The organism is Pseudonocardia sp. (assembly GCF_050246655.1).
Classification (GTDB): Bacteria; Actinomycetota; Actinomycetes; order Mycobacteriales; family Pseudonocardiaceae; genus Pseudonocardia.
Genome location: NZ_JBFWVQ010000058.1, coordinates 1 through 19,773 on the forward strand (window position 1 = coordinate 1; position 19,773 = coordinate 19,773).

The following is a 19,773-nucleotide window of genomic DNA, read 5'->3' on the forward strand; positions in this document are numbered from 1 at the left end:
ACGCGGCCATCGCGTCTCCTCCCTCGAGAACCAGAGCACTCGAAGGGTCACGCGGTGGCCGTCCCACTACCCGGCGCCACGCCGCTGATCAGCAGCAACGCCGTACACCACCTCCAAGGACGCAACCTCGAGGGTGAGTTCGCGGAGTGGCTGTGTCGCGCGTCAAGATTCCTGACAGGGCCCGTTTCTTGCGGATCCTGACCATCAAGGGAAGTCTGATCGTCATGGCGAGACCGCCGGTGTTCCCGGCCGAGGAGAAGGTCCGGACCGTGCTGTCGATCCTTGGCTGGCGAGATCACGGTGGCGGAGGCCGCGCGGCGGGCGAAGGTGTCCGAGCAGTCGGTCGGGAACTGGAAACGTCAGTTCCTGGAAGCCGGCAAGAGTGGGCTGGCCGCGGGGAAGTCGGGGCCGTCGACGCATGAGCAGCAGCTGGAGGCCGAGGTCAGCGAGCTGACCCTGTCGGGTTCCAGAACTTGGCCACGGCTGCTGATCAGCGGTTTCAGGCGGCGGGTTCCGTACTGGTTGATCAGTCCTCCGAGGATTTCCGACGACGGATCCTGCCCAGAACAGGCTCGGGGACAGGCGATGCCGAGCGCGGTGGACGCAGCTGCAGCGCTCGATGCGGCCGCTGCATGTTGTAGTGCGCGGCGTACTCGGCCAGCACGCGGCGGAGATGGCGCTCCCCGAAGATCAGCATCCGATCGGTGACTTCGGTGCGGACGGTCAACACGAAGCGCTCGGCGAAGCAGTTCGCCCGCGGGCACCGCGGCGGGATCTTGACCACCTCGATGCCCGCATCGGCCAGCACCGCGTCGAACGAGGCCGCGAACTGCCCAGCCCGATCGCGGACCAGGAACCGGAACCGCGCAGCCTGCTCGCCGAGGTCCATCACGAGGTTGCGGGCCCGCTGCGTCGTCCAGGGCCCGTCCGGATGCGCGGTCACGCCCAAGACGTGCAGGTAGCGGTCGCCGACCTCGAGCACGAACAAGACGTAGAGCCGCCGCAGCGTCACCGCACGGTCGACGTGGAAGAAGTCGACGGCCTGCATGCTGGCGGCCTGCGTGCGCAGGAACCGTCGCCAGCTGGTGTCGGTCCGCCGTACCGGCGCTGGCGGGATCCGGTGGCGCTTGAGGATCCGCTGGATCGTTGAGGCGCCGACCCGGTGGCTGAGCTTGAGCAACTCGCCCTGGACCCTGCGGTATCCTCGGTTCGGGTTCTCCGTCGCCCTCCGCACGACCAGTGCGGCGAGCGTGTCGTTGATCGGTAGTCGTCCGGGCCGGTTCGGGTAGGTCCACCTCTTGCGCACGAGGCGGCGATGCCAGCGCATAACCGTTCCTGGAGTGACCAGGCGATGGCGACGCAGCGATCGCGGCAGCCGCCGGATGAGCGCGGCGAACACGGCCCGGTCTGCCCAGTCCAGGCGGGGTCTCGGGTTCGCGCGACGGAGCACGGCGACCTCGTGCCGGAGGACGAGCAGCTCGACGTTCTTGGTTGCGGACGTGCGGCCGATGAGCAGAAGCAGTCCGAGCATGTGAAGGAAGATCAGGTACAGCAACCCCAGCGACACGACGGCGATCGTGCCCGGCCGCTGCTACACGCCCGATCGTCGCTGGTCAGCAGGATGTGCGACGTTCTGGAACCCCACAGGGGTCAGCGGTTAACACATGGGGCGGCATCGACGAATACGACGGCGGGCAGGCGCGTGTGAGGGCTATCACTGAGGTGGACGCTGTGCACAGGATCGTTCGAGCTGGTATCGAGACCGTTCTCGCTGTGCTGGCACTCGTACTGGCCGCCGTCACCGCGGTGTGGCCGACGTGGATCGAGTCGTTGTTCGAGGTCTCGCCCGACGCGGGCACCGGAGAGACCGAGTGGTGGCTCGTGGTGCTGTTCGTCGTGGCAGCGGCCGTCGCTGCGATCCTCGCGCGCCGGGACTTCCGCGTAGCCCGGGCCGAGGGTGCGTGAGCCCGATCCCGCGTGGCGTCGTCGACGACGCCCGCCTCGCAGCCGTGCATGACCGCGCAGGCCAGGTCATCGCGCTCGACCCGACGACGGGCGCAGTCCGGTGGCGGCGGGGACACGGCCTGCGCCCCTGCGCGATCACCGCGGGGACGGTGCTGGCCGTCGCGGTCGCCGGAGCGTCGGGGACGAGCGGACCCACGCTGACCGTCGTGGCCTTGGCGGAGGACGACGGGCGCGAGCTGTGGAGCGCCCGGCTGGCGGAGCTGCCCGAGTGGGCTCGGCCGGGGCTCGACGACAGCGCTGAGTTCACCCTTGCCGCGCAGCCGCGCGGTGAGGCCGTCGTGCTGTGGTGGAGGGCCAGCGCCACCTACCGGGGCGGCGCGGCGGCCGATCCGGAACGGGTCGCCGCGCACACCCGCGAGGCCACGGGCGCTGTGCGCGTCGACGCGGCCACCAGGTCGGTGCAGCCCGTCGCGGTACCGCCGGTCGACGAACCGGGCGCCGGGTCGACCGTCCCGACTGCGGTTCCGGCTGGGGTTCCGGCCGTCCCGGCCGACGTCGTCGAGGTCGCCGACACCGAAGCGCTGCGGGTGGAGCTCGCGGTGGTCGACGAGGGTCCCGGCGCCGTCGAAGCCGTCGTGCTTCGGGGCGTCGACCGGGCCTCGGGCGACCGGCGCTGGGAGGTCACGCTCGACCAGGCGCCTCGCCGCGGACCCCCTCCCCTCCGCCCTTGATCATCATCCGGACGGCATCGAACGGCATTGGAGGACGGCATGCCCTTTACCGACGACGAGTTGGCCCAGCGGCTGGGCGTCAGCGCGACACAGGCCGAGCAGCTCCGGCTGAGCCGAGGCGCGACGAGCGACACCCTCGGTGACCTGCCTCAGACGGCCTTGCGCCGGGCCATCCGCAGGCTCGACTACCCGGACCTGCCGCTCTTGCGCGACCGGTTCCGGCTCGCTCAGGAGGTCAGCGACGACGGGCGGCTGGCGGCCGACGCCCTCATCCGCGCGCTGGAGGCGCGGGACGAGCTGCGCACCCTTCCCCCGCCGGGGCCGTCGCTCGCCGGTGTGCCGGTGGCGTCGCTCGGCGCGGCTGCGAACGGGGCAGCGGCGGCAGGCTTGAACATCGCCCGCTGGGAGTGGCTCGGCCCCGGCAACATCGGCGGCCGGACGCTGGGCCTCGCCATTGATCCCCGCGCTCCGTCGCGGATGTGGACAGCGACCGCGGGCGGCGGGGTCTGGCACACCGCCGACGGCGGCGTCACCTGGCGCCCGGTCGACGACTTCATGGACAACCTCGCCTGCACCTGCATCGTGATGGACCCTACCGACCCCGATCGGCTCTACGTGGGCACCGGGGAGGGCTTCGGCAACGCCGACGCGATTCGTGGGTCGGGGATCTTCACGACCACCGACACCGTGAGCTGGGCGCGGATACCGGCGACCTTCACCCCGGACTTCCAGTTCGTGAACCGCCTGGCGGTCTCCGACGACGGCGCAGTCGTCCTGGCGGCCACGAACACCGGGATCTTCCGTAGCGAGGACGCCGGACGGCTGACGTGGACGAAGGTGCTCGGCGGCCGCGTGGGCGACGTGCAGTTCGACCCGACGAACAGCTCGCTCGTGGTGGCGGGCGCGAACGGGGCCGGTGAGGCGTGGTTCAGCAACGACGGTGGTCGCACTTGGGTCGCCGCGCTGCACGGGCCGTGGTCGGGCCGCGTCGAGCTCACGCACGCGACGCACGACCCGTCGGTCGTGTACGCCTCGGTCCAGTCCACGCACGGTGAGATCTGGCGGTCACGCGACGGGGGACGCAGCTACCAGCGCAGGAGGACCGTCGATGCGTCGGGTGCGCCCGCGCCCTACCTGGGGGACCAGGGCTGGTACGACAACGCGATCTGGGCGGGGGACCCCACCGACGCCGATCTGGTCGTGGTCGGTGGCATCAACCTGTGGCGCAGTACCGACGGCGGCGACCACCTGGCCGAGATCAGCACCTGGTGGGACCCGCGCTCCGTGCACGCCGACCAGCACGTCATCCTCGCCCATCCGGCGTACAACGGCACGAGCAACCGCACAGTGTTCTTCGGCAACGACGGCGGCCTGTTCCGGGCCACCGATCTAACGACGACCGGGACGGACGCCGCGGGCGCGCCGTTCGTCAAGGGCTGGAAGAAGCTCGTGAGCGGCTACGGCGTCACGCAGTTCTACGGCGGCGCCACCAGCGCGATGAGCGGCAAGATCATCGGTGGCGCGCAGGACAACGGCACGGTCTGCTTCGACCCGGCCGCGGGCGCCGACGGCTGGAAGACGATCTTCGGGGGCGACGGCGGCTGGTGCGCCGCCGATCCCACCGACCCGAAGGTGTTCTACGGCGAGTACGTCTTCCTCAACCTCCACCGCAACACCGACGGCGGCACCTCCAGCGACACCGCAGGCAACCGCTACATCAGCGGTCAGTTCTGGAACGCGGCCGCCCGCCAGTGGGACTGGAAGCCCGTCCCGTTCCGCATCCCGGACGCGATGACGAGGAACGCGCTGTTCATCGCCCCGTTCGTGCTCGACCCTAACGAGCCGCAACGCATCCTCGCGGGCGGCCTTTCGCTGTGGCGGACCAACGACGCGAAGGCGCCCAACACCCCGACGTCGGGGCCGCGGTGGCGGGCGATCAAACCCAGCGCGGGATCGGAGATCAGCGCCATCGCGGTGGCGCAGGGCGACTCCGACGTGGTGTGGGTGGGCCACCGCAACGGCGCCGTCTTCCGCTCGCGCGACGCCACGTCGCCGACCCCGACGTGGGACCGGGTCGGTGCCGCCGGCCCCGGACAGCTCGCACCGCGGCGGTACTGCACCCACATCACGATCGACCCGGCCGACGTCGACACCGTGTACGTGTCGTTCGGCGGCTACGAGTCCGACAACATCTGGGTGACCCGCAACGGCGGAACGACCTGGGCCGGGCCGACGTCGGTGCTTCCGCCCGCCCCGGTCCGCGCCATCACCGTGCATCCCCGTCGCCACGAGCTGCTCTACCTCGGCACCGAGATCGGGCTGTTCGCCAGCGAGGACAAGGGGGCGAGCTGGTTCCCGACCAACGAGGGCCCGGCCAACTGCTCGGTCGACGACCTCCTCTGGATGGACGAGACGCTGGTGTGCGTCACGCACGGCCGCGGCATGTTCCGGATCGACGTGTCAGGAGTCTGACGGCGGCTCACCCTCCGCCTCCGGCGGCAGCGATGCCGGCGGCGGTGTGGAGTCGTCCGGCACGGCAGGCGCCGGGGACGGGTCGTCGGACGCCTGCGGTGCGGCCGCCGGGAGGAAGGACCGGTCGTCCCCGTGCCCGTACAGCTCCGGGTGCAGGAACCTGCTCCGCTCGTCGGCAGGCTTGTCCCGCTCGACGACGACGCGGTTGGCCTCGGCCCACGGGTCCTGCCGCACGCCGGTGACCTGCCACGAGACTGTCACGCCCGGCTTGTCCGTGCGGACGGTGAACGCGTTGTCCATCACCCCGCCCTCGACCGTGGCCAGCGCGAGCGCGCCGATCGTCGTCAGCTGGAACCGGTGGTCGCGGTTGAGGGCCTCGAAGTAGTCGGGGAGGGACACCGTCGCCCGGCCGTCGTCGTCGGTCACCACGACGCCGGTGTAGAGGTTGGCCATGTCCGGGGACTCCACGAACGAGTGCGACAGGTACCTGTCCCCGGGCGCCAGGGGATGGTCGATCAGAAATCCGCCGCCGCCCTTGTGCAGGAAGCCCGTGACCGACACCTGACCCTTCAGGAAGGTGTTGCCCCCGACGACGAACTGGCCGTTCGCCCAGGCATTGCCCTTGGCGACGAACTCGCCGTCCACCCGGGCGTTGCCCTGGAGAAAGGTGGGGCCGCCGACGACGAACTGGCCGTTCGCCCAGGCGTTGCCCTCGGCCACGAACTCGCCCTTCACCCGGCCCGCCCCCGCGACGGTGGCATTGCCGTGCAGGAAGGTCCTGCCGCCGCCGCTGCGCAGCTGCAGCCAGTTGTCCCCGTTGTCCCAGATGTCGGAGCCGAACAGCTTGAGGTCCGCCGCTCCGTCCCAGTGGCCGAGGACGCCCCCGGTGTAGACCTGGCCCCGCAGCCACGACTGCCCGGTGGTGCTGAATCCCCCGGCGTCCACCTGCCCCCCTGCGTTGATGTTCCCGGCAGCGGACAGGAATGTCGTCGACAGGGTCGAGGTGGACAACTTGGTCGTCGTCAGGTCCCCTGCCGTCAGTTTGTTCGCGGACAGGGTCGGTGCGGTCAGGTTGGTCGCGGTCAGGTTGGTCGCGGTCAGGGTCGGTGCAGTCAGGCTTGTCGCGGTCAGGGTGCCCGCGGTCAGGTTCGTCGCGGTCAGGGCTCCCGCGGTCAGGTTCGTCGCCGTGAGGGTCCCCGTCTTCGCGTCGGTCGCGGTCAGCGTCTTCGCCGTGAGCGCGTCGACTGCCCCCGTGGCGAGGTCGAGCCGCAGGGCCGGGGTGCCGTCCGTGCGACGGGCGGTGATGGCGGCAGCGGCGACGGTCAGCGGGGTTGGGGTGCCGGGGGCGCCGTCCGTGTCGGGCGTGCCGCCGAGGCGCAGCAGCGCGGCAGGGTCGTCGAGCTGGATGGCGAGCCCACCGGCGGGGTGGCTCGCGAGCCGCCCGACCCGCTGATGGGCGATCACCGGCGTGGCGTCGCTCCCGCCGCGGACCGGTGCGTACAGCGTCAGCCGCTGGCCGGGCAGCTCACCGCCGCGGCGCAGCCCGGCTTCCAGCTTCTTGACGATCCCGTTCTCCAGTTGGGCCAGGGCCAGGACGATGCGCACACCGTCGTCGGTGAACCCCTCCACGGCGACCAGCCGCACCCGCGGGGTGTGCCGGAACAGGCGGGTGTCCTTGTCGAAGAACTCGACGAACTCGACGGTCACGTAGCGGGGTCCATCCAGCGGTGCGCCGGCCGCGTCCTTGGTGGGGACGGCGACACCGGTGCCGGTGACTTCGACGGGGGTGCTCGAGGTGACCAGCAGGGCGCGGCCCGGGCCCTCGGCGAGGCTGATGTGCTGGCCGAGGGCGTCGATGGCGATGCCGGGAGCGACGGTCAGGCCCTCGGCGTCGACGGTGGCCGAGACGTCGAGCCCGGCCGCGATGCCCCAGCCGTGCGGGCCGCTGCCGTGCACCTTGCCCCAGGCGATGACCAGCTGCTCCTGGTCGAGCTGACTCTCCCGCGGTTCGGTGGGCGGCTCCTCGCGCACGGATCCCGTGCTGTCCTGGTAGCTGCTGCGTGTGAGCGGTACGGCAACCATGATCGTCCCCTCGCTATCCGGCGGCGCCGACCGCGGACCGTGCCACCGCCGGATCCGGCCGGCCGTTCCCCTCGTCGGGGAGCATCTCGGTCAGCACCTGGATGGCGCCGGCGATCCGCAACATCGACTGCTGCAGCCCGGCGGTCTCGCGTTCCAGCTCCGCGAGGCGACCCTGGCCGATCTCCCACTCCCTGCGCAGCGCGGCCAGCCGGTCCCGCATCCTGACGTCCAGGTCGCTCACCCCGAACTCCCCCCTCGTGTCCACGTCGGACTGGTCGGTCGGCGGCGCCGAGCGCCGCCGTCGAAGTGAATCGCGCCTGTCGGGTTTCGTCCAGCCCCACGCTTCGGCGCCGACGAATCAGGCGCCGACGAATCAGGCACCGACGAATCAGATCAGGCACCGACGAAGAACGTCGTCCGCCACACGGCCGCCTGCGGATCGCCGGTCAGCGCGCCGGGGTAGACCGTGACCCGGACGAGCACCTCGCCGTCGGCCACGTCCTCGGGCGTGAGGACGTCGTCCTGGCCGACCCACTGCAGCGCGGTCGTCCCCGCGTCGCGCTCCTGCACCGACAGCGTGCCGGGCAGCCGGTAGGTCTGCATCGACCCCGCCCTGCGGCCGCGGCCGGCCGGGATCTCGGCCGTGACGTCCACGGCGGCGCGCAACGCCCGCTCCGACGGGTCCGCCGGGACCGGGAACGGGAGGTGCAGACGCAGCCGCCTCGGCCAGTCGGCAAGGGGCAGCACGGTGTCCGGCGTGAGGGGGACGGGCGCGCTGCCGCCGGTGTCGGCCGCCGCGGCGCCACCGTCCGCCCGCTCGACCGGACCGACCGGGGGGACGACGGGCCGGGGCGCCGTGAGCGGTCCGAACGTCCGGCGACAGTTGTTGATCGTCCACGCCCTCGTGGCCGACAGCGTGGCGGCGGCCAGCCGGACGTAGTGGTGGTCGGGACCGTGCGGCGGCAGCGACTGCGGCTTGCCTTCGGGGTCGACGGGCCAGTCGACCTGACGGTCGACGGTCCCGGGCAGGATCGCCGCCCGCGCGGCGACGATCCAGTGGTCGCCGGTGCGCCAGCGAGTGCCGGTGAACGTCACGCTCAGCCCGTTCTCCAGCGGACGCGGGCCGCCGCCAGCCACCGGGACGGGTCTGGGCGAGTCCCACCTGCGCACCTTCGGGTGGTCCCCGGTGAAGGCGTTGGCCAGGGCGTTGGCGTCGGCGGGGAGGCTGTCCTTGTCGAGCCGCAGGGTCCGGCCGCTGATCGTGGCGACGTTCGCCAGCAGGCCGGGTTGCAGCCTGCCGTCACTGCCGTCGGTGCTCAGCTCGACGAGGGCCCCCGGGGCGAACCCGTCCGCTCCCCCGGGACCCGGCCGGTCGACCTGGACGTCCACGCCGCGGGGGGCGGCCGTCCAGGCGGCGAGGACCGCCCCGTTGTCCCGGCTCCAGACGAACGTGGCGTCGTTGCCGTTGGGCTTGCCGGTGGCCGGGTCGATGTTGCCCTGCTGGATCTGAACGCGGTAGGTGCGGTTGTCCCGAGGGCGGAACCCGTCGGTGGTCACCTGGAGCCGTCCGCGCGTGTCGCTGCCCGCGGCGTCCCGTTCGGTCAACGCGTTCCACTCGGGCAGCGCGGCGTCGCACGCAGGCATGGCCCCCGCGACCGGGAGTGCGCGCACCTTCCACACCACCTGCGTCCGGGTGGCGGTGTCGGGACCGCCCAGCGCCACCTCGCGGATGGTCGGGTCCTCGACCGCCGTCACGGTCCGCTCCCAGACGTCGAGGTAGATCACGTAGGTCCCCGCGTCCGTCGGCGTCTTCTCGATGTCGACGGGCGCGTCGTTGTCGATCAGGATCCCGTCGACGTAGTAGCGCCCCTTCCCGACCTGCAGTGTGACCGTGCCACCCTGCGTCCGCGTGGTGACCTCGAGCCCGGCGTTGCCCGCGGGCCCGCCGTGCGGCCCGATGAGGTCCATCCGGGCCTGCCGCTGCTGCCACAGCGCGATGTCGCGGTCCTCGTTCCAGTCGGCGTCGGTCTGCACCCGGCCCTGTTGCTGGCGGACCGCCGAGTAGCGCTTCTTCGGGTCGAAGCTGCGGCGGGTGATGTCCCCGTACATGGGCGGCCCCTCATCGTTCGAAGACGGCTCCGGCCGCGAGGCCGAAGCGCAGGTCGTGGCGCAGCGCGGCGTTGAGGTTCGCCATGCGCTGCGTGTGTCCGAGGTGGTGCCACACCCCGGGTTCGCCACCATCGGCGGCCGTGGTCCGCAGCTCGATCGGCGCGGACGGCGACAACACGAGGAACCCGGGCTGGCCGAGCGTCTCGCTCTCGAAGCTCGGTCGCAGGCGCGCCTTGGCCACGGGCTGGTCGGCCGGGTCGAGATCGGCGACGGCCAGGTCGGGTTGGCAGCGGTACCGCCGCGGCGACTTGGGGGCGTCGGGCAGGTAGCTGTACCGGACGAAACCCTGCTGGCGGGTGCCGATCTCGTAGAGGTCCTCGTTCCCGCTCGCCCGCACGTCGACCGGGTCGAGGAGGCATTCGTCGGCCAGCAGGGTGCGGCCCTTGAGGGTGCCCAGCACCGTGCACCGCCGGAGCTCGAGCGTGGCCCCCGGCAGGTCGACGGCGGTGCGGAGCAGGACGCTCTCGGTCGCGCGCAGGGCGGTGACGGTGACGCGCGGCGGCCCGGCGGGGGACACCGCACGGACGGGACCGAGCAGCACGGTCCGGGTCAGGTCGACGGTCAGCCCGGCGTTGGTGGCGGCGTCGGCGCCCTTCTGGACGGTCACGCCGCCCGCCACGGTGCAGTGCACCAGCTCGAGCCGGTCCAGCGCACCCTCCCCGACGACGATCTGGCCGTCCACCAGCAGCCCGTTGAACCCGGCGGCGCCCGGCCGGGCGGCCTTGTCCGAGCTGCCACCCACCACCGTCACCGTTCCCGCGACCTGCGGACGGACCTGGTCGGGCACCACCTCGCCCGGCCCGCCACCCGCCGGCCTGCGCCCGGCGACGACGAACAGCCGCGCCCCGTCGGGGACCTGCACGGCTGTGGTCGGCGCTGCGTGCCGCCTGCTGTCGGTCACGACGATCGTCCCGACCGCCGTGGCCCGACGCTCGCGCGGCACCGACGCGATCCAGCTGTTCCAGTCCTTGACCGCGTCCTCGAGGCTGGCGCGCAGGTGCGGTCCTGCGCCGGCGGCGTCTCGGGCGACGCCGAACTGGACCTGGACGCGGTCGTCACCCCGCTGCGCGCGCCACGATGCCGAACGGCTGAAGGGGCCGGCGCCGAGCAGCCCAGGCGCGCCCTGCACGTAGTCCACCAGCACCTCGTCGGCGGCGGTGTCCTCGGCGGCGAGCACGAGCGCGCCCAGCTCGGGATCGACCCATGCGGTGCCGGGCGGCGGGCGCTCCGGCGGGCGCTGACCTCCTCGGTCGGCCAGGTTCCGCGCCGCGACCGTCAGCGGGACCTCGTCGGCGGGTGCCGCGTCGCCCGTGCGCCGCAGCCGCACCGCCACGGGCGGATCGGCGCCGCGCGGCAGCGCGGCGAGCTCGGTGCGGCGCAGTGCGCGCGAGCCGTGCGCCCGCGCGCCGGTGTCCGCGGCCGGCTCGGGGAGGTGGAACAGCGGGATCTGCGCGCCGAGCGGGTCGAAGGTGTACCAGCCCTCGGCCCCGGTGACCGGACGCGCGGAGGCCCGCGTGACCTGCTGGGGCTGCGCCCGCCACAGGTGCAGCGTGATGTTGGGCAGGTTCGGCCGGAAGGCCCCCTCGGTGAGCGGCCGCACGTCCGGGGTGTGGGCGAACGCGTCGAAGGCCCGGTTGATGCGGTCGAGCGGGCCAGGGTCCCGCAGGTCCACCGAGCGGGCCGGCGCAGGCGGCGGGCTCCCGCCGCGGTGGTTCAGCTGCGGGGTCGCGGCCGTCAGCCACATCTGCTCCGCGGCGTGCGCCGGATAGCCGGTGACGTCCCTCGCCAGCCGTTCGAGGGCGGCGGTCGTGCCGCTGCGCCGGGTGCGGAACAGCGCGTTGGCGACGTAGCCGCGCTGGGGTACGCCGCTCGCCGGGCCGCCGCTCAGCCGCGCCAGGCCGAGCACGTCACCGAGGTAGGGCGCGAGCGACTCCGCGCAGGTCTCGATGAACCAGTCGTCCCAGCCGGACTCGGCGGCCGACTCGAGCGCGGCCAGCTCGCGCTCCAGCACCAGCAGCAGTGCGCGCAGCGGCCCGCCCGCGGCCGCATCGCGCAGGCGGTGGACGGCGGGCAGCAGGGCGAAGAGCCGCTCGGCCGAGGTGCTCACGGCGCCTCCTCGCTCACGACCTGGCTCGCCCCGAGGTCGAGGGTCAGCAGCTCGGCGGGGACGACCCGCTGACCGTCCCAGCGCGGCATCTGCGCGGACAGCACCCCGCGCCGGGCCGGTCCGCGGGGACCGGTGAGCTGCTCCAGCTCGACCGCGACGACCCCGGGCACCCGCTGGGCCACGGCGATGACCTCCGACTCCGCCACCGGTTGCCCGAACCGCCGTGCCGCGAAGGAGAACCGGTCCGCCAGCGCCGCCCGCGCCGCGGCCTCGACGGCGTCGCGCCCGAGACGGGGATCGGTGCGCAGCGTGAGCTGCACGCGAAACGCCTGTCGATCGTGACCGTCGACGAGGACGAGGTGCGCCGGATCCCGGCGGGCCCGCACGGCGCCCCACAACGCCGTGATCACCGGTTCCTTGGGCTGGAGGACCTCGCCTGCCGCGCCGGCGACGGTCAGGTGGACGAACCGCTGCCGCCCGTCGTGCAGGTCGGCGGCCAGCGCCTTGCCGATGCCCGGGAACGCCTCGGCGAACGCCTGGTAGTCCGCCAGCGCGACCAGCCGGTCGGTCGCCACACCGGTGCGTGCGCCGCCGCCGACGGCGTCACCGGGGTTCTCCGGGTCCGCCGCTCCGCTGGACCGCGCGGGGTTGGTGACGGCCTGCAGGCCGAGGGGGCGGTCGCGCAACAGGGCAAGCTGCCCGGCGTCGACCCGGCCTGCGGCGCCGAGCCCCGCGCGGTAGCTCGCCCGCACGTTCTCGACGCCGGTGGGCACCCTGGCCCCGCGCCGACCGTCCCCGAACACGACGGTCGTCGACCCGTCGTGCTCGCGGCGCAGCAGGTAGACCCGGTCCCGGGGACCTGCGGTGTAGAGCGACTCCACGCGGTCCCACCGCACGCCATCGACCCGCACGGTGAGCGCAGGCTCGACCCCCGCGTCGCCCGCCACCCAGGTCAACGGCTTGTGTCGGAGCGTGAACGCCTGCCGGACGACGGCGGCGTCCCCGTTGCCGAGCACCTCCTCGGGGACGGTCGTCCCGTGCGAGGCCACCGCGACGTTCGCCCGGATCACGACGGATCCGCGCTCCATCGCGGGCAGCTCCGCGTCGAGCGTGACCGCCGGACCGTCGGCGTCGTAGGCCGTGACCCGGGTGCGGACCACGTGGGCGGCGCCGTCCGTGCCCGTCCCGACGACCAGGACGGCGCGGCCGTCCGGAAGCGCGGGCAGGGTCCGGTCCTGCAGCGTCACCGTGGACCCGCGCACCGGGTCGGGATCGGGCTCGTCGACGGTGGGCAGCACCCGGCTGCCGAGGAGCACGCGCGTACCGCGGCGGTCGAAACCGACGAGGTCCCCCGGCACGGTCGGGGTGTCGAACCCGATCCGGGTGACGCGGCCGGAGAGCGCGAAACCGACGCGCGCCGCGGGCGTGGCGGTCGACACGCCGAACAGCCCCTGCAGGCTGCTGCCGTAGAGGCAGACCAGCCCGCCCGGGACGATCTCCGGGTACTCGGCGTCGAGGTCCAGCCGGGTCGGGGCACCGGACCCGAGGGTGCTGTCGTTGGCCAGCGGGAACCCGTCCCAGGCCGAAGCGGCGTTGGGCGGCGCGGGGGTGATACCCGGAGTGCCCGCGGGCATCAGCCGCGGATCGGGCGCGTTCCAGCCGAACAGCCCGCCGCTGCGGGCGAACGCGACGACCCGCAGCGGGCCGTTCTGCAGGGCCGTGGCCGTGAGCGGCGCGCCCAGCGTGACGACGGTGTGGCCGGCGGCCAGGTCGGGCGTGACCCGCGCTGTCGGGTGCAGGGCCCAGCCCCCCGCACCCTGGGCGCCGCTCACGACGAGCGCGAGCAGGTCGCCGGGGACCAGCCCGGTGGCGAGGCCGGCCAGGTGCAGCGTGCGCACCGCCGAGCCGGTCGCGTGCGGCCGGGTCCGGCGGGCGGGCAGCGCGTTCCACGCGGCCCGCGCCCGCAGCACCTGCGCGGTCTCGAAGGTGACCGGGAGCTCGCCCTGCCCGGCCGGGACGCTGAGCACGGCGTGGCCCGCCGGGACGACGACCTCGGTCCGGTGCGCCGGATCGACGGTGAAGGCGAGGTCGGCCGTCGCGGCCGCGCCCGGGGCGGGCTGGTAACCGAGCCCGCCGACGATCTCGCGTACCGAGCGGTCCTCGGTGGCGGTGGCCAGGAAGCCCTCCTCCACGATGCGTTCCTGGTAGAAGGACAGGACGTCGCAGACGCAGGCGAACGCGTCGACGACGGCGACCGTGGGGTCGTCCGGCGCCCGTGTGGTCAGGCCCGAGAGCGGGCGGGCACCGTCGACGCCGGCGTCGGGCGGGATCACCTGGCGGGGCAGGCCGCGGAGCATCCGCTCGCGGAAGTCCGCCCAGGCGCCCAGCCCGGACCAGGTGGAGCCCGGCGGTGGCGCCGCGTTCTCCCCGTTCTCCGCGTTCTCCGCTGTCATCGACCCCCCTCCACCACGAACTCGATCCGGCCGTGCTCGACGGCATCCGGGTCGCCGTCGCACCGGGCGATCTCCTGCGCGCCGATCGTGATCCGCGAGGTCTCGTCCCGCGCACCCGCCGCACGTCCCCAGCGGCGGAAGCGGACGGCGGCCGCGGCGGTCACCCCCGGCACGGCCATCGCCCTGGCCACCACGTGGCTGCGCCAGACGCTCGCGCCGAAGCTGAACTCGTCGGGGTGGAAGAACCCACGCCGTCCGCCCGCGAGCGGCCCTGGGGAGAACTCGCGCCGCAGCGTCTCGTGCACGTCGTCCACGACCGACCCGTACTCGACCTGCACGGCGAGCGTGATGTCGAGCCCGACGTACTCGGGGAGGAGCACCTCCAGGCCGTACCCCGCCAGCCGGTGGGGCGCGAGGCGGTCGAGCAGCTGTGCGCAGACGACGTCGGGTTGCGCGCCCGCGACGGGATCGGGGGTGACGTACGCCGTCGGGTGGCTCCCCGACCAGCGGATCTCCGCGACCGCGTTCTGCACGTCCGGGTGGCTGCGGGCGAGCTCGACCCAGTCGGCTGCCGTCACCGCCCGCTTCCGGATCCGCAGCGCGAGCGGTCCGTACAGCCTGACGTCGTCGATGCTCTCCGGCGGCGTGCCGCCGGCCGCAGGCACCGGGTTGCGCACGCGGACGACCGCCGCCGAGAGGGCCGCCGTGACTGGGGTGCCCTCCACGAGATGCGCGATGCCGTCGGCGCCGACGTTGCCCACCGGGCCGTTGCCCACGCGGTAGGTCGCCCAGAAGCCGTCGAGCTCGACCGGGCGGCGGCCGGCCCGGCCGTCACCGAAGCGCAGCTGCACCGACCCGTCGGACTCCGGCTCCACCACGAACGCGCAGGTGTAGGCGTAGGCGTCGAGGAGGTCGGGCAGCGGCACCCAGGTCGCGCCCTCACCGCGGACGGTGATCACGGGTGCGGCCGCGGCCGGGTCCTGAAGCAGGGCGTTCGAGGCGGGGGCCTTCGGATCGGGCGCGGCCGCCCAGGTCAGGTACTGCCGGTCGAGCCGGGCGCGGAGCCGCCGCCCCCAGGGCAGCACGGGCAGGTGCTCGCCGACGATGGTCCGTCCGTGGTCGACGAGCACGAGGTTGCCCCGCGCGAGGGCGACGGCCGCTCGGCCGGTCCGGACCGGCAGGGGGAACGGGAGCGCGTCACGTTCGTGCCAGCGCAGCAGCCGGACCTTGACGCCCGGGAACAGCGGGTCGTCGACCGGCTCGCCGATGTGGACGAGGCGCACGACGTGGCGTCGCGCGAGGTCGCGCTCGTCCGGCTCGCCGAGCTGCTCGAGGGCCAGGAAGTCCCCCGCGGCCAGCCGCAGCCCACCCGGGTCGACCACCGCAGCCTCGGTCGCCCCGGCGGCCAGCGTGCAGTCCTCGTCGGCCCAGGTGTGGAAGGAGATCGCGTTGTGGGCGGGGCTGAACGCCGCGGGGCCGGCCAGCGCCTCGAACACCTCCGGGCCGAGGGAGAGCGCGCGGTCCCGGTCGGTCGCCGCCACGGTCGGTCCGTACCCGGGGATCCGCGTCAGGAACATCGCGCCGGGGGCGAGCGCCGCGCCCGGGAGATCGGCCGGGGCGTCGGGGCGCAGCTCAAGCTGGACGAAGGAGCGGGCGTTGCAGCCCTCGTGCATGGCGTAGTCGAGCAGCCGCGCGTGCCTGCGGACCGACGGCCGGGTCCGGGCCGTGCCCAGGTAGGCCTCGGTCGCCACCGCGTCCTGGAAGTACGCCACCTGGTCGGCGGCGTAGGCCAGCGCCTCCACGAGGGTCGAGCGCAGCTCGGCGGGATCCTCCGAGACGTCACCCGGGGCGAGCAGGGCCAGACGGTCGAACATCAGCCTGCGGAAGCCGGTGAAGTCGCGCACGAGGTAGTCGAGCTCGGGCTGCGGGGGTGCCGCCGGGATCCCGAGGTCGTCGCGCAGCGGGTCGGCCTGCACGTCGACGAAGAAGGAGAACTCGACCTGCGACAGCATCGGGTCGAACTCGGGCGGCACCCGTCCGTCCTGACCGAGCTCCAGGCGGTAGCGCGTGTGGTCGCCGGCACGGTCGAGGAGCACGAGCAACCACTCGTTGCTCGGCCGGTGGATCTGCTTGAGCTTGTTGGTGTAGTCGGCGGAGCCGACCTCGTTGGTGAGCCGGGAGAGCTGGGCGGCGAGCACGACCTGGGGGTCGGGCGTCTCGACGCCTCCGACGACCCGCACCTGCCACCGGTCCAGCCCGACGACACCGCGGGTGTTGAGCAGCTTGACCAGCAGCACCTTCTGGCGCAGGGCGACGGGGGTGTCCGAGTAGACGGGGACTTCGAGGAAGTCGATCGCGTTGATCGTGCCCTGTCCCCGGAGCCGGGCGAGCCGCATGGGTCGGGCGCTGAGGAAGGACGACGCCACCGGTCAGCGCCCCAGCGCGAACGTGGCGACGTCGCTGTCCCCGGTGGCGCGCACCGCGTAGCGGACGGTGACCGTGAGGTGCCCGGTGTCGCCGGGTTCGACCTCCACGGACTGGACGGCGACCCACTGCGCCAGCCACTGCTGCAGCGCGCCGGACACGAGGTGCTGGGCGGCGGTCGCGGCCTGGTCGGAGACGGGCTCGAACACGAGCTGCGCGACGCCGGTGCCGAAGCCCGGGCGCATCACCCGGTCACCGGGCGAGGTGAGCAGCACCTGCTCGATCAGCTGCCGGGCGTGCGCCGCCGCATCGGCCGGGCGCGCGGTGCGCCCGGTGGCGGAGAGGCCGTACGGGAACGCCATCCCGGTCATCGGACCACGACCCGGGGCTGGGTCGACAACACGATGGGCGGCCCCTGCGGGGCCTGCTCGGCGTTCGAGCACAAGCCGGTCGACGCGGAGTGCAGCACCGGCAGCCCGCCCACACGGACCTGCCCGGCACCGGCGGTCCAGCGCACCGCGCTGCAGGGCGACGGCTTGCCGGGGACGGTGAAGGCGCAACCCACGACCGTGCCCGCGTCCTGCTGGGTGAGCGCCGGTGCGCCCGCAACAAGCACCGTGCTCTGGCCGGGCCGGTGGGTGACCGTCCCGCCGTGCGGGCACGTGAGCGTGCCCGCCGACGTGAGCGCCGGGGGCATCACAGCACCTGCAGCGCGCCGTTGTTGACGTCGACCTGCGTGACGTCGAGGGAGATGACGTTCTTGCCGAAGGTGATCGTGATCCCGTCGGTCGAGCAGGAGATCGTGCAGGGCGCCTGGACGACCGGGGGCCCGACGGTCAGCGTGATGCCCCCGCCCGGGGCGTCGCTCAGGGTCAACGCCGTGGCCGCCGTGGTGATCGTGCGGACGCTCGGCAGCAGCGCCGCGGTCGGGATGGACTGCTCGTCCCAGAAGCACCCCGTCCAGATCGGTCGGGACGGGTCGCCCGCCTCGAACTCGACCCACACGTTGCTGCCGATCCCCGGCAACATGTAGAACCCCTCACCGCGACCCGCGAACGGCACGCACGGCATCGCGGGCGCGACGCCGGTGCCCAGCACCCGGGGGCACGACACGAACAGCTTGCCCATCCGGTCCGGGTCGACGTTGCCGACCACCACGCCGCGGTACTTCCCCAAGTATCGGTTCACAGCCGCGCCACCTTCCCCACCAGAGCACCGGTCCCTTCGCGTTCGAGGGTGAACGACTGTTTCCAGCTCCCGCGGGAGACGGTGTGCGTGACGGACTGGGTGTACCAGGAGCCGTCCATGCTGCGACCCACTCCGCGGATGTCGACCAGCGCACGGGCCGCGAGGACGTGACCGTAGCGTGCGACGTCCAGCTCACCGCTCGCGGTGGCCGCCCCCTTGGTGGATCGGAAGACCTCACCGGTCGCCCGCCACAGGGCCGCGACCACGTTGCCGCGCTCGTCGTCGGACAGCCGCTTCACCCCGAGGAACGGCAGGTTGCCCACGTAGGCCGGGGTGGCGGCGAGCGGCTGGCCGGTGAACGGCAGCCCGATGATCGGGATCGGCACGTTGAACCGCTCGTCCTGGACCAGCCCGTAGACCTGCTTGGGCTTGGTGCCGTCGGACTGGAAGGAGACGGAGCCGAGGTTGGACGCGGCGCCCATCCGCCAGGTCAGGGCGGGCTGCGGCACGCCCGCGCGGATCGGTGGCCCCCAGTAGGCCAGGCTCGCCCCCCGCACCGGGCCGGGCTGGACGTAGAACGTGTACCCCCACCGCTCGGCCATCTCGGTCAGGATGCCGAGCGCCGTCCCGTTGCGCTGCGGGACCGACTTCGTCGGTAGCGGCACGATCACCGAGGGCTCCGGGACCACCTGGGGCACCACCCCGTAAGCGACCAGCGGGGCGAGCAGGAGCGTGGCGATCATGAAGTCGGCCATGCCCGGGAACGAGAGCTGGGCCTCCACCAGGTCGAGCATGACGCTGAGGTCCTCACCGGTCACCGTGAGGCGTGCGGCGTTCGGCTCGGTGGCGGGGGCCACCGCCAGGTGGGTGACGATGCCGTCCATCAGGACGTGCCGGCGGCCCGCAAGGCTCGCGGTGACCTGCACCCGGTTGCCAATCCGGAACGTGCCGTCGTGCAGCGCCGCCACGTCCTCCCGGCCGGCGCCCCTGTCCCGGCCGGCGACGACGACGATCTGGAAGCCGCTGCGCGCGCCGTCCTGGACGGTGACCGTCACCTGCTCGACCGCGCGCAGCAGCGCCGGCGCGAGCGGGGCAGGCACGAATGGGCCGACGAACAGGCCGAGCGTGGCGCCACCGGTCATGGGACGTCACAGATGAGCAGCGCGGAGCCGGGTCGACGCACCAGGTCGTCGGGGTTCATGGCCTCGTTGGCGTCACACACGCGCCAGTACTGGAACGGGTCACCGATGGTGCGGGCGGCGATCTGGTCGAGCCGGTCGTCCTCGCCGACGAGCACCCGGCCGATCGGCACGAGCGCGGCGGTCTGCGGGAGGAAGCGCCGGGTCACGTAGACGATCTGGCGCCCGTCCGGGAGCGTGTGGGTGGCGGTCGGCAGCGCGGCGTAGCGGCTCTCGATGTCGAACACGGCGGCTACAGGGGAAGCCGCGCGTTGGTGCCCAGCACGCCGTCGAGCGCGCCGGTGACCGCCTCGGCCGCCAGTGCCTCGCGGTTGATCTGCCCGGCCAGCGTGAGGGCGTGCGCCGGATGGCCCGCGGGCAGGTCGGCGTAGGTGAGCACGCGCATGCCGAGGGTGACCCGCGCGAGCGTCGGGTTCAGCGCGGCGTCGTGCGCCTCCTCGGTGAAGCCGAGCTCCGTGACCGCCACCGGCAGCACCCGGCGCGGACCCCAGACGAACAGCGTGACCGGGCCGGGCGGCGGCAGGATCTCGATGGACCCCGAGGCCGCGAGCGCCAGGTTGTCCAGCACGTCCGCCGATCGCGGGGTCACCAACCCCTGCAGTGCCGCGAGCTGCGAGGCGACCCCGCGCGCACCGAGCCCGACCTCCTGCGCGTCGCTGGCGTCGAGGACGAGCTCGACCCGCACCGTCTCCCGGGGCGGTCCGGTGAGCTGGCCCGCCTCCTGGCCACCCACCGCGCCCTGCACCTCGAAGGTGCGGGCGAGGGTGTGCGGGTTGTACTGGAAGGCGACGACGGTGCGCGCGAGGCTCGTCGGCTCGACGGAGACGACGGCACCGCGCAGGGTGCGTGGCGAGCCGGGGAAGGTGGTCATGTCCAACCTCCTCACTACTCCGGCGGACAAGCTAGCAGCGGAGCACATCGGACGGGAATGGCCGGCACCAGGACCGGAAGTTCCGGGCCGCTCGGGCGCCGCACCCGGTCCG

General features: G+C 73.4%; 16 protein-coding genes. 3 read left to right on the forward strand and 13 right to left on the reverse strand.

The features are described 5' to 3' along the window. Positions 1-526: 526 nt before the first annotated feature. Positions 527-1,531, reverse strand: a complete 1,005-nt coding sequence (locus tag AB7J25_RS18520) for an integrase core domain-containing protein (RefSeq protein WP_428510693.1) — start codon at positions 1,529-1,531, stop codon at positions 527-529. A gap of 242 nt (positions 1,532-1,773) precedes the next feature. Between AB7J25_RS18520 and AB7J25_RS18525 the strand changes: the two genes are divergently transcribed. Genes AB7J25_RS18525 through AB7J25_RS18535 form a run of 3 tightly spaced genes read left to right on the forward strand, consistent with a single transcriptional unit; the run spans position 1,774 to position 5,168 of the window. Then, entirely contained in the window at positions 1,774-1,965 is a 192-nt protein-coding gene (locus tag AB7J25_RS18525) for a hypothetical protein (protein ID WP_428510695.1), read from the forward strand. Next, a complete protein-coding gene (locus tag AB7J25_RS18530) occupies positions 1,962-2,696 on the forward strand; it encodes a PQQ-binding-like beta-propeller repeat protein (RefSeq protein WP_428510697.1) in 735 nt (244 codons plus the stop codon). The genes AB7J25_RS18525 and AB7J25_RS18530 overlap by 4 nt, the downstream gene beginning before the upstream one ends. 39 nt (positions 2,697-2,735) lie before the next feature. After that, positions 2,736-5,168 (forward strand): WD40/YVTN/BNR-like repeat-containing protein, encoded by a 2,433-nt coding sequence (locus AB7J25_RS18535; RefSeq protein ID WP_428510699.1) that lies wholly within the window; start codon positions 2,736-2,738, stop codon positions 5,166-5,168. On the opposite strand, the gene AB7J25_RS18540 is transcribed toward AB7J25_RS18535, so the two are convergent. The 12 genes from AB7J25_RS18540 to AB7J25_RS18595 form a co-directional block, all read right to left on the reverse strand. After that, positions 5,157-7,250, reverse strand: a complete 2,094-nt coding sequence (locus AB7J25_RS18540) for a hypothetical protein (RefSeq protein WP_428510701.1) — start codon at positions 7,248-7,250, stop codon at positions 5,157-5,159. The genes AB7J25_RS18535 and AB7J25_RS18540 overlap by 12 nt on opposite strands. Before the next feature lie 13 nt (positions 7,251-7,263). Further along, positions 7,264-7,491, reverse strand: coding sequence for a hypothetical protein (locus AB7J25_RS18545; RefSeq protein WP_428510703.1), 228 nt, complete (start codon positions 7,489-7,491; stop codon positions 7,264-7,266). Positions 7,492-7,643: 152 nt separating this feature from the next. Continuing rightward, positions 7,644-9,359: a DUF6519 domain-containing protein gene (locus tag AB7J25_RS18550; RefSeq protein WP_428510705.1), complete on the reverse strand. Its 1,716-nt coding sequence runs from the start codon at positions 9,357-9,359 to the stop codon at positions 7,644-7,646. A 10-nt stretch (positions 9,360-9,369) separates the two neighbouring features. Further along, positions 9,370-11,526: a hypothetical protein gene (locus tag AB7J25_RS18555; protein WP_428510707.1), complete on the reverse strand. Its 2,157-nt coding sequence runs from the start codon at positions 11,524-11,526 to the stop codon at positions 9,370-9,372. Further along, complete coding sequence (locus AB7J25_RS18560) at positions 11,523-13,979, reverse strand: putative baseplate assembly protein (RefSeq protein WP_428510709.1); 2,457 nt, start codon at positions 13,977-13,979, stop codon at positions 11,523-11,525. Before AB7J25_RS18560 ends, AB7J25_RS18555 begins: the two co-directional genes overlap by 4 nt. Beyond that, on the reverse strand, positions 13,976-16,405 hold the full coding sequence (locus AB7J25_RS18565; RefSeq protein ID WP_428510711.1) for a hypothetical protein: 2,430 nt from the start codon (positions 16,403-16,405) through the stop codon (positions 13,976-13,978). The genes AB7J25_RS18560 and AB7J25_RS18565 overlap by 4 nt, the downstream gene beginning before the upstream one ends. Before the next feature lie 3 nt (positions 16,406-16,408). Continuing rightward, positions 16,409-16,774 carry a GPW/gp25 family protein gene (locus tag AB7J25_RS18570; protein WP_428510713.1) on the reverse strand — a complete coding sequence of 122 codons (366 nt, stop codon included), beginning with the start codon at positions 16,772-16,774 and terminating at the stop codon, positions 16,409-16,411. Next, positions 16,771-17,100 carry a hypothetical protein gene (locus AB7J25_RS18575; RefSeq protein WP_428510715.1) on the reverse strand — a complete coding sequence of 110 codons (330 nt, stop codon included), beginning with the start codon at positions 17,098-17,100 and terminating at the stop codon, positions 16,771-16,773. Before AB7J25_RS18575 ends, AB7J25_RS18570 begins: the two co-directional genes overlap by 4 nt. Further along, entirely contained in the window at positions 17,100-17,591 is a 492-nt protein-coding gene (locus tag AB7J25_RS18580; protein ID WP_428510717.1) for a phage baseplate assembly protein V, read from the reverse strand. The genes AB7J25_RS18575 and AB7J25_RS18580 overlap by 1 nt, the downstream gene beginning before the upstream one ends. After that, positions 17,588-18,733 carry a hypothetical protein gene (locus AB7J25_RS18585; protein WP_428510719.1) on the reverse strand — a complete coding sequence of 382 codons (1,146 nt, stop codon included), beginning with the start codon at positions 18,731-18,733 and terminating at the stop codon, positions 17,588-17,590. The genes AB7J25_RS18580 and AB7J25_RS18585 overlap by 4 nt, the downstream gene beginning before the upstream one ends. Next, a complete protein-coding gene (locus AB7J25_RS18590) occupies positions 18,730-19,017 on the reverse strand; it encodes a hypothetical protein (RefSeq protein ID WP_428510721.1) in 288 nt (95 codons plus the stop codon). Before AB7J25_RS18590 ends, AB7J25_RS18585 begins: the two co-directional genes overlap by 4 nt. Before the next feature lie 5 nt (positions 19,018-19,022). Beyond that, a complete protein-coding gene (locus AB7J25_RS18595) occupies positions 19,023-19,661 on the reverse strand; it encodes a hypothetical protein (RefSeq protein ID WP_428510723.1) in 639 nt (212 codons plus the stop codon). Positions 19,662-19,773 lie beyond the last annotated feature (112 nt).

Excerpts from the sequence above, each read along its gene's own strand:
- AB7J25_RS18520 (WP_428510693.1), bottom strand. The coding sequence starts at position 1,531 with ATGCTCGGACTGCTTCTGCTCATCGGCCGCACGTCCGCAACCAAGAAC.
- AB7J25_RS18535 (WP_428510699.1), top strand. The coding sequence starts at position 2,736 with ATGCCCTTTACCGACGACGAGTTGGCCCAGCGGCTGGGCGTCAGCGCG.
- AB7J25_RS18540 (WP_428510701.1), bottom strand. The coding sequence starts at position 7,250 with ATGGTTGCCGTACCGCTCACACGCAGCAGCTACCAGGACAGCACGGGA.
- AB7J25_RS18550 (WP_428510705.1), bottom strand. The coding sequence starts at position 9,359 with ATGTACGGGGACATCACCCGCCGCAGCTTCGACCCGAAGAAGCGCTAC.
- AB7J25_RS18560 (WP_428510709.1), bottom strand. The coding sequence starts at position 13,979 with ATGACAGCGGAGAACGCGGAGAACGGGGAGAACGCGGCGCCACCGCCG.
- AB7J25_RS18570 (WP_428510713.1), bottom strand. The coding sequence starts at position 16,774 with ATGACCGGGATGGCGTTCCCGTACGGCCTCTCCGCCACCGGGCGCACC.
- AB7J25_RS18575 (WP_428510715.1), bottom strand. The coding sequence starts at position 17,100 with ATGCCCCCGGCGCTCACGTCGGCGGGCACGCTCACGTGCCCGCACGGC.
- AB7J25_RS18585 (WP_428510719.1), bottom strand. The coding sequence starts at position 18,733 with ATGACCGGTGGCGCCACGCTCGGCCTGTTCGTCGGCCCATTCGTGCCT.
- AB7J25_RS18595 (WP_428510723.1), bottom strand. The coding sequence starts at position 19,661 with ATGACCACCTTCCCCGGCTCGCCACGCACCCTGCGCGGTGCCGTCGTC.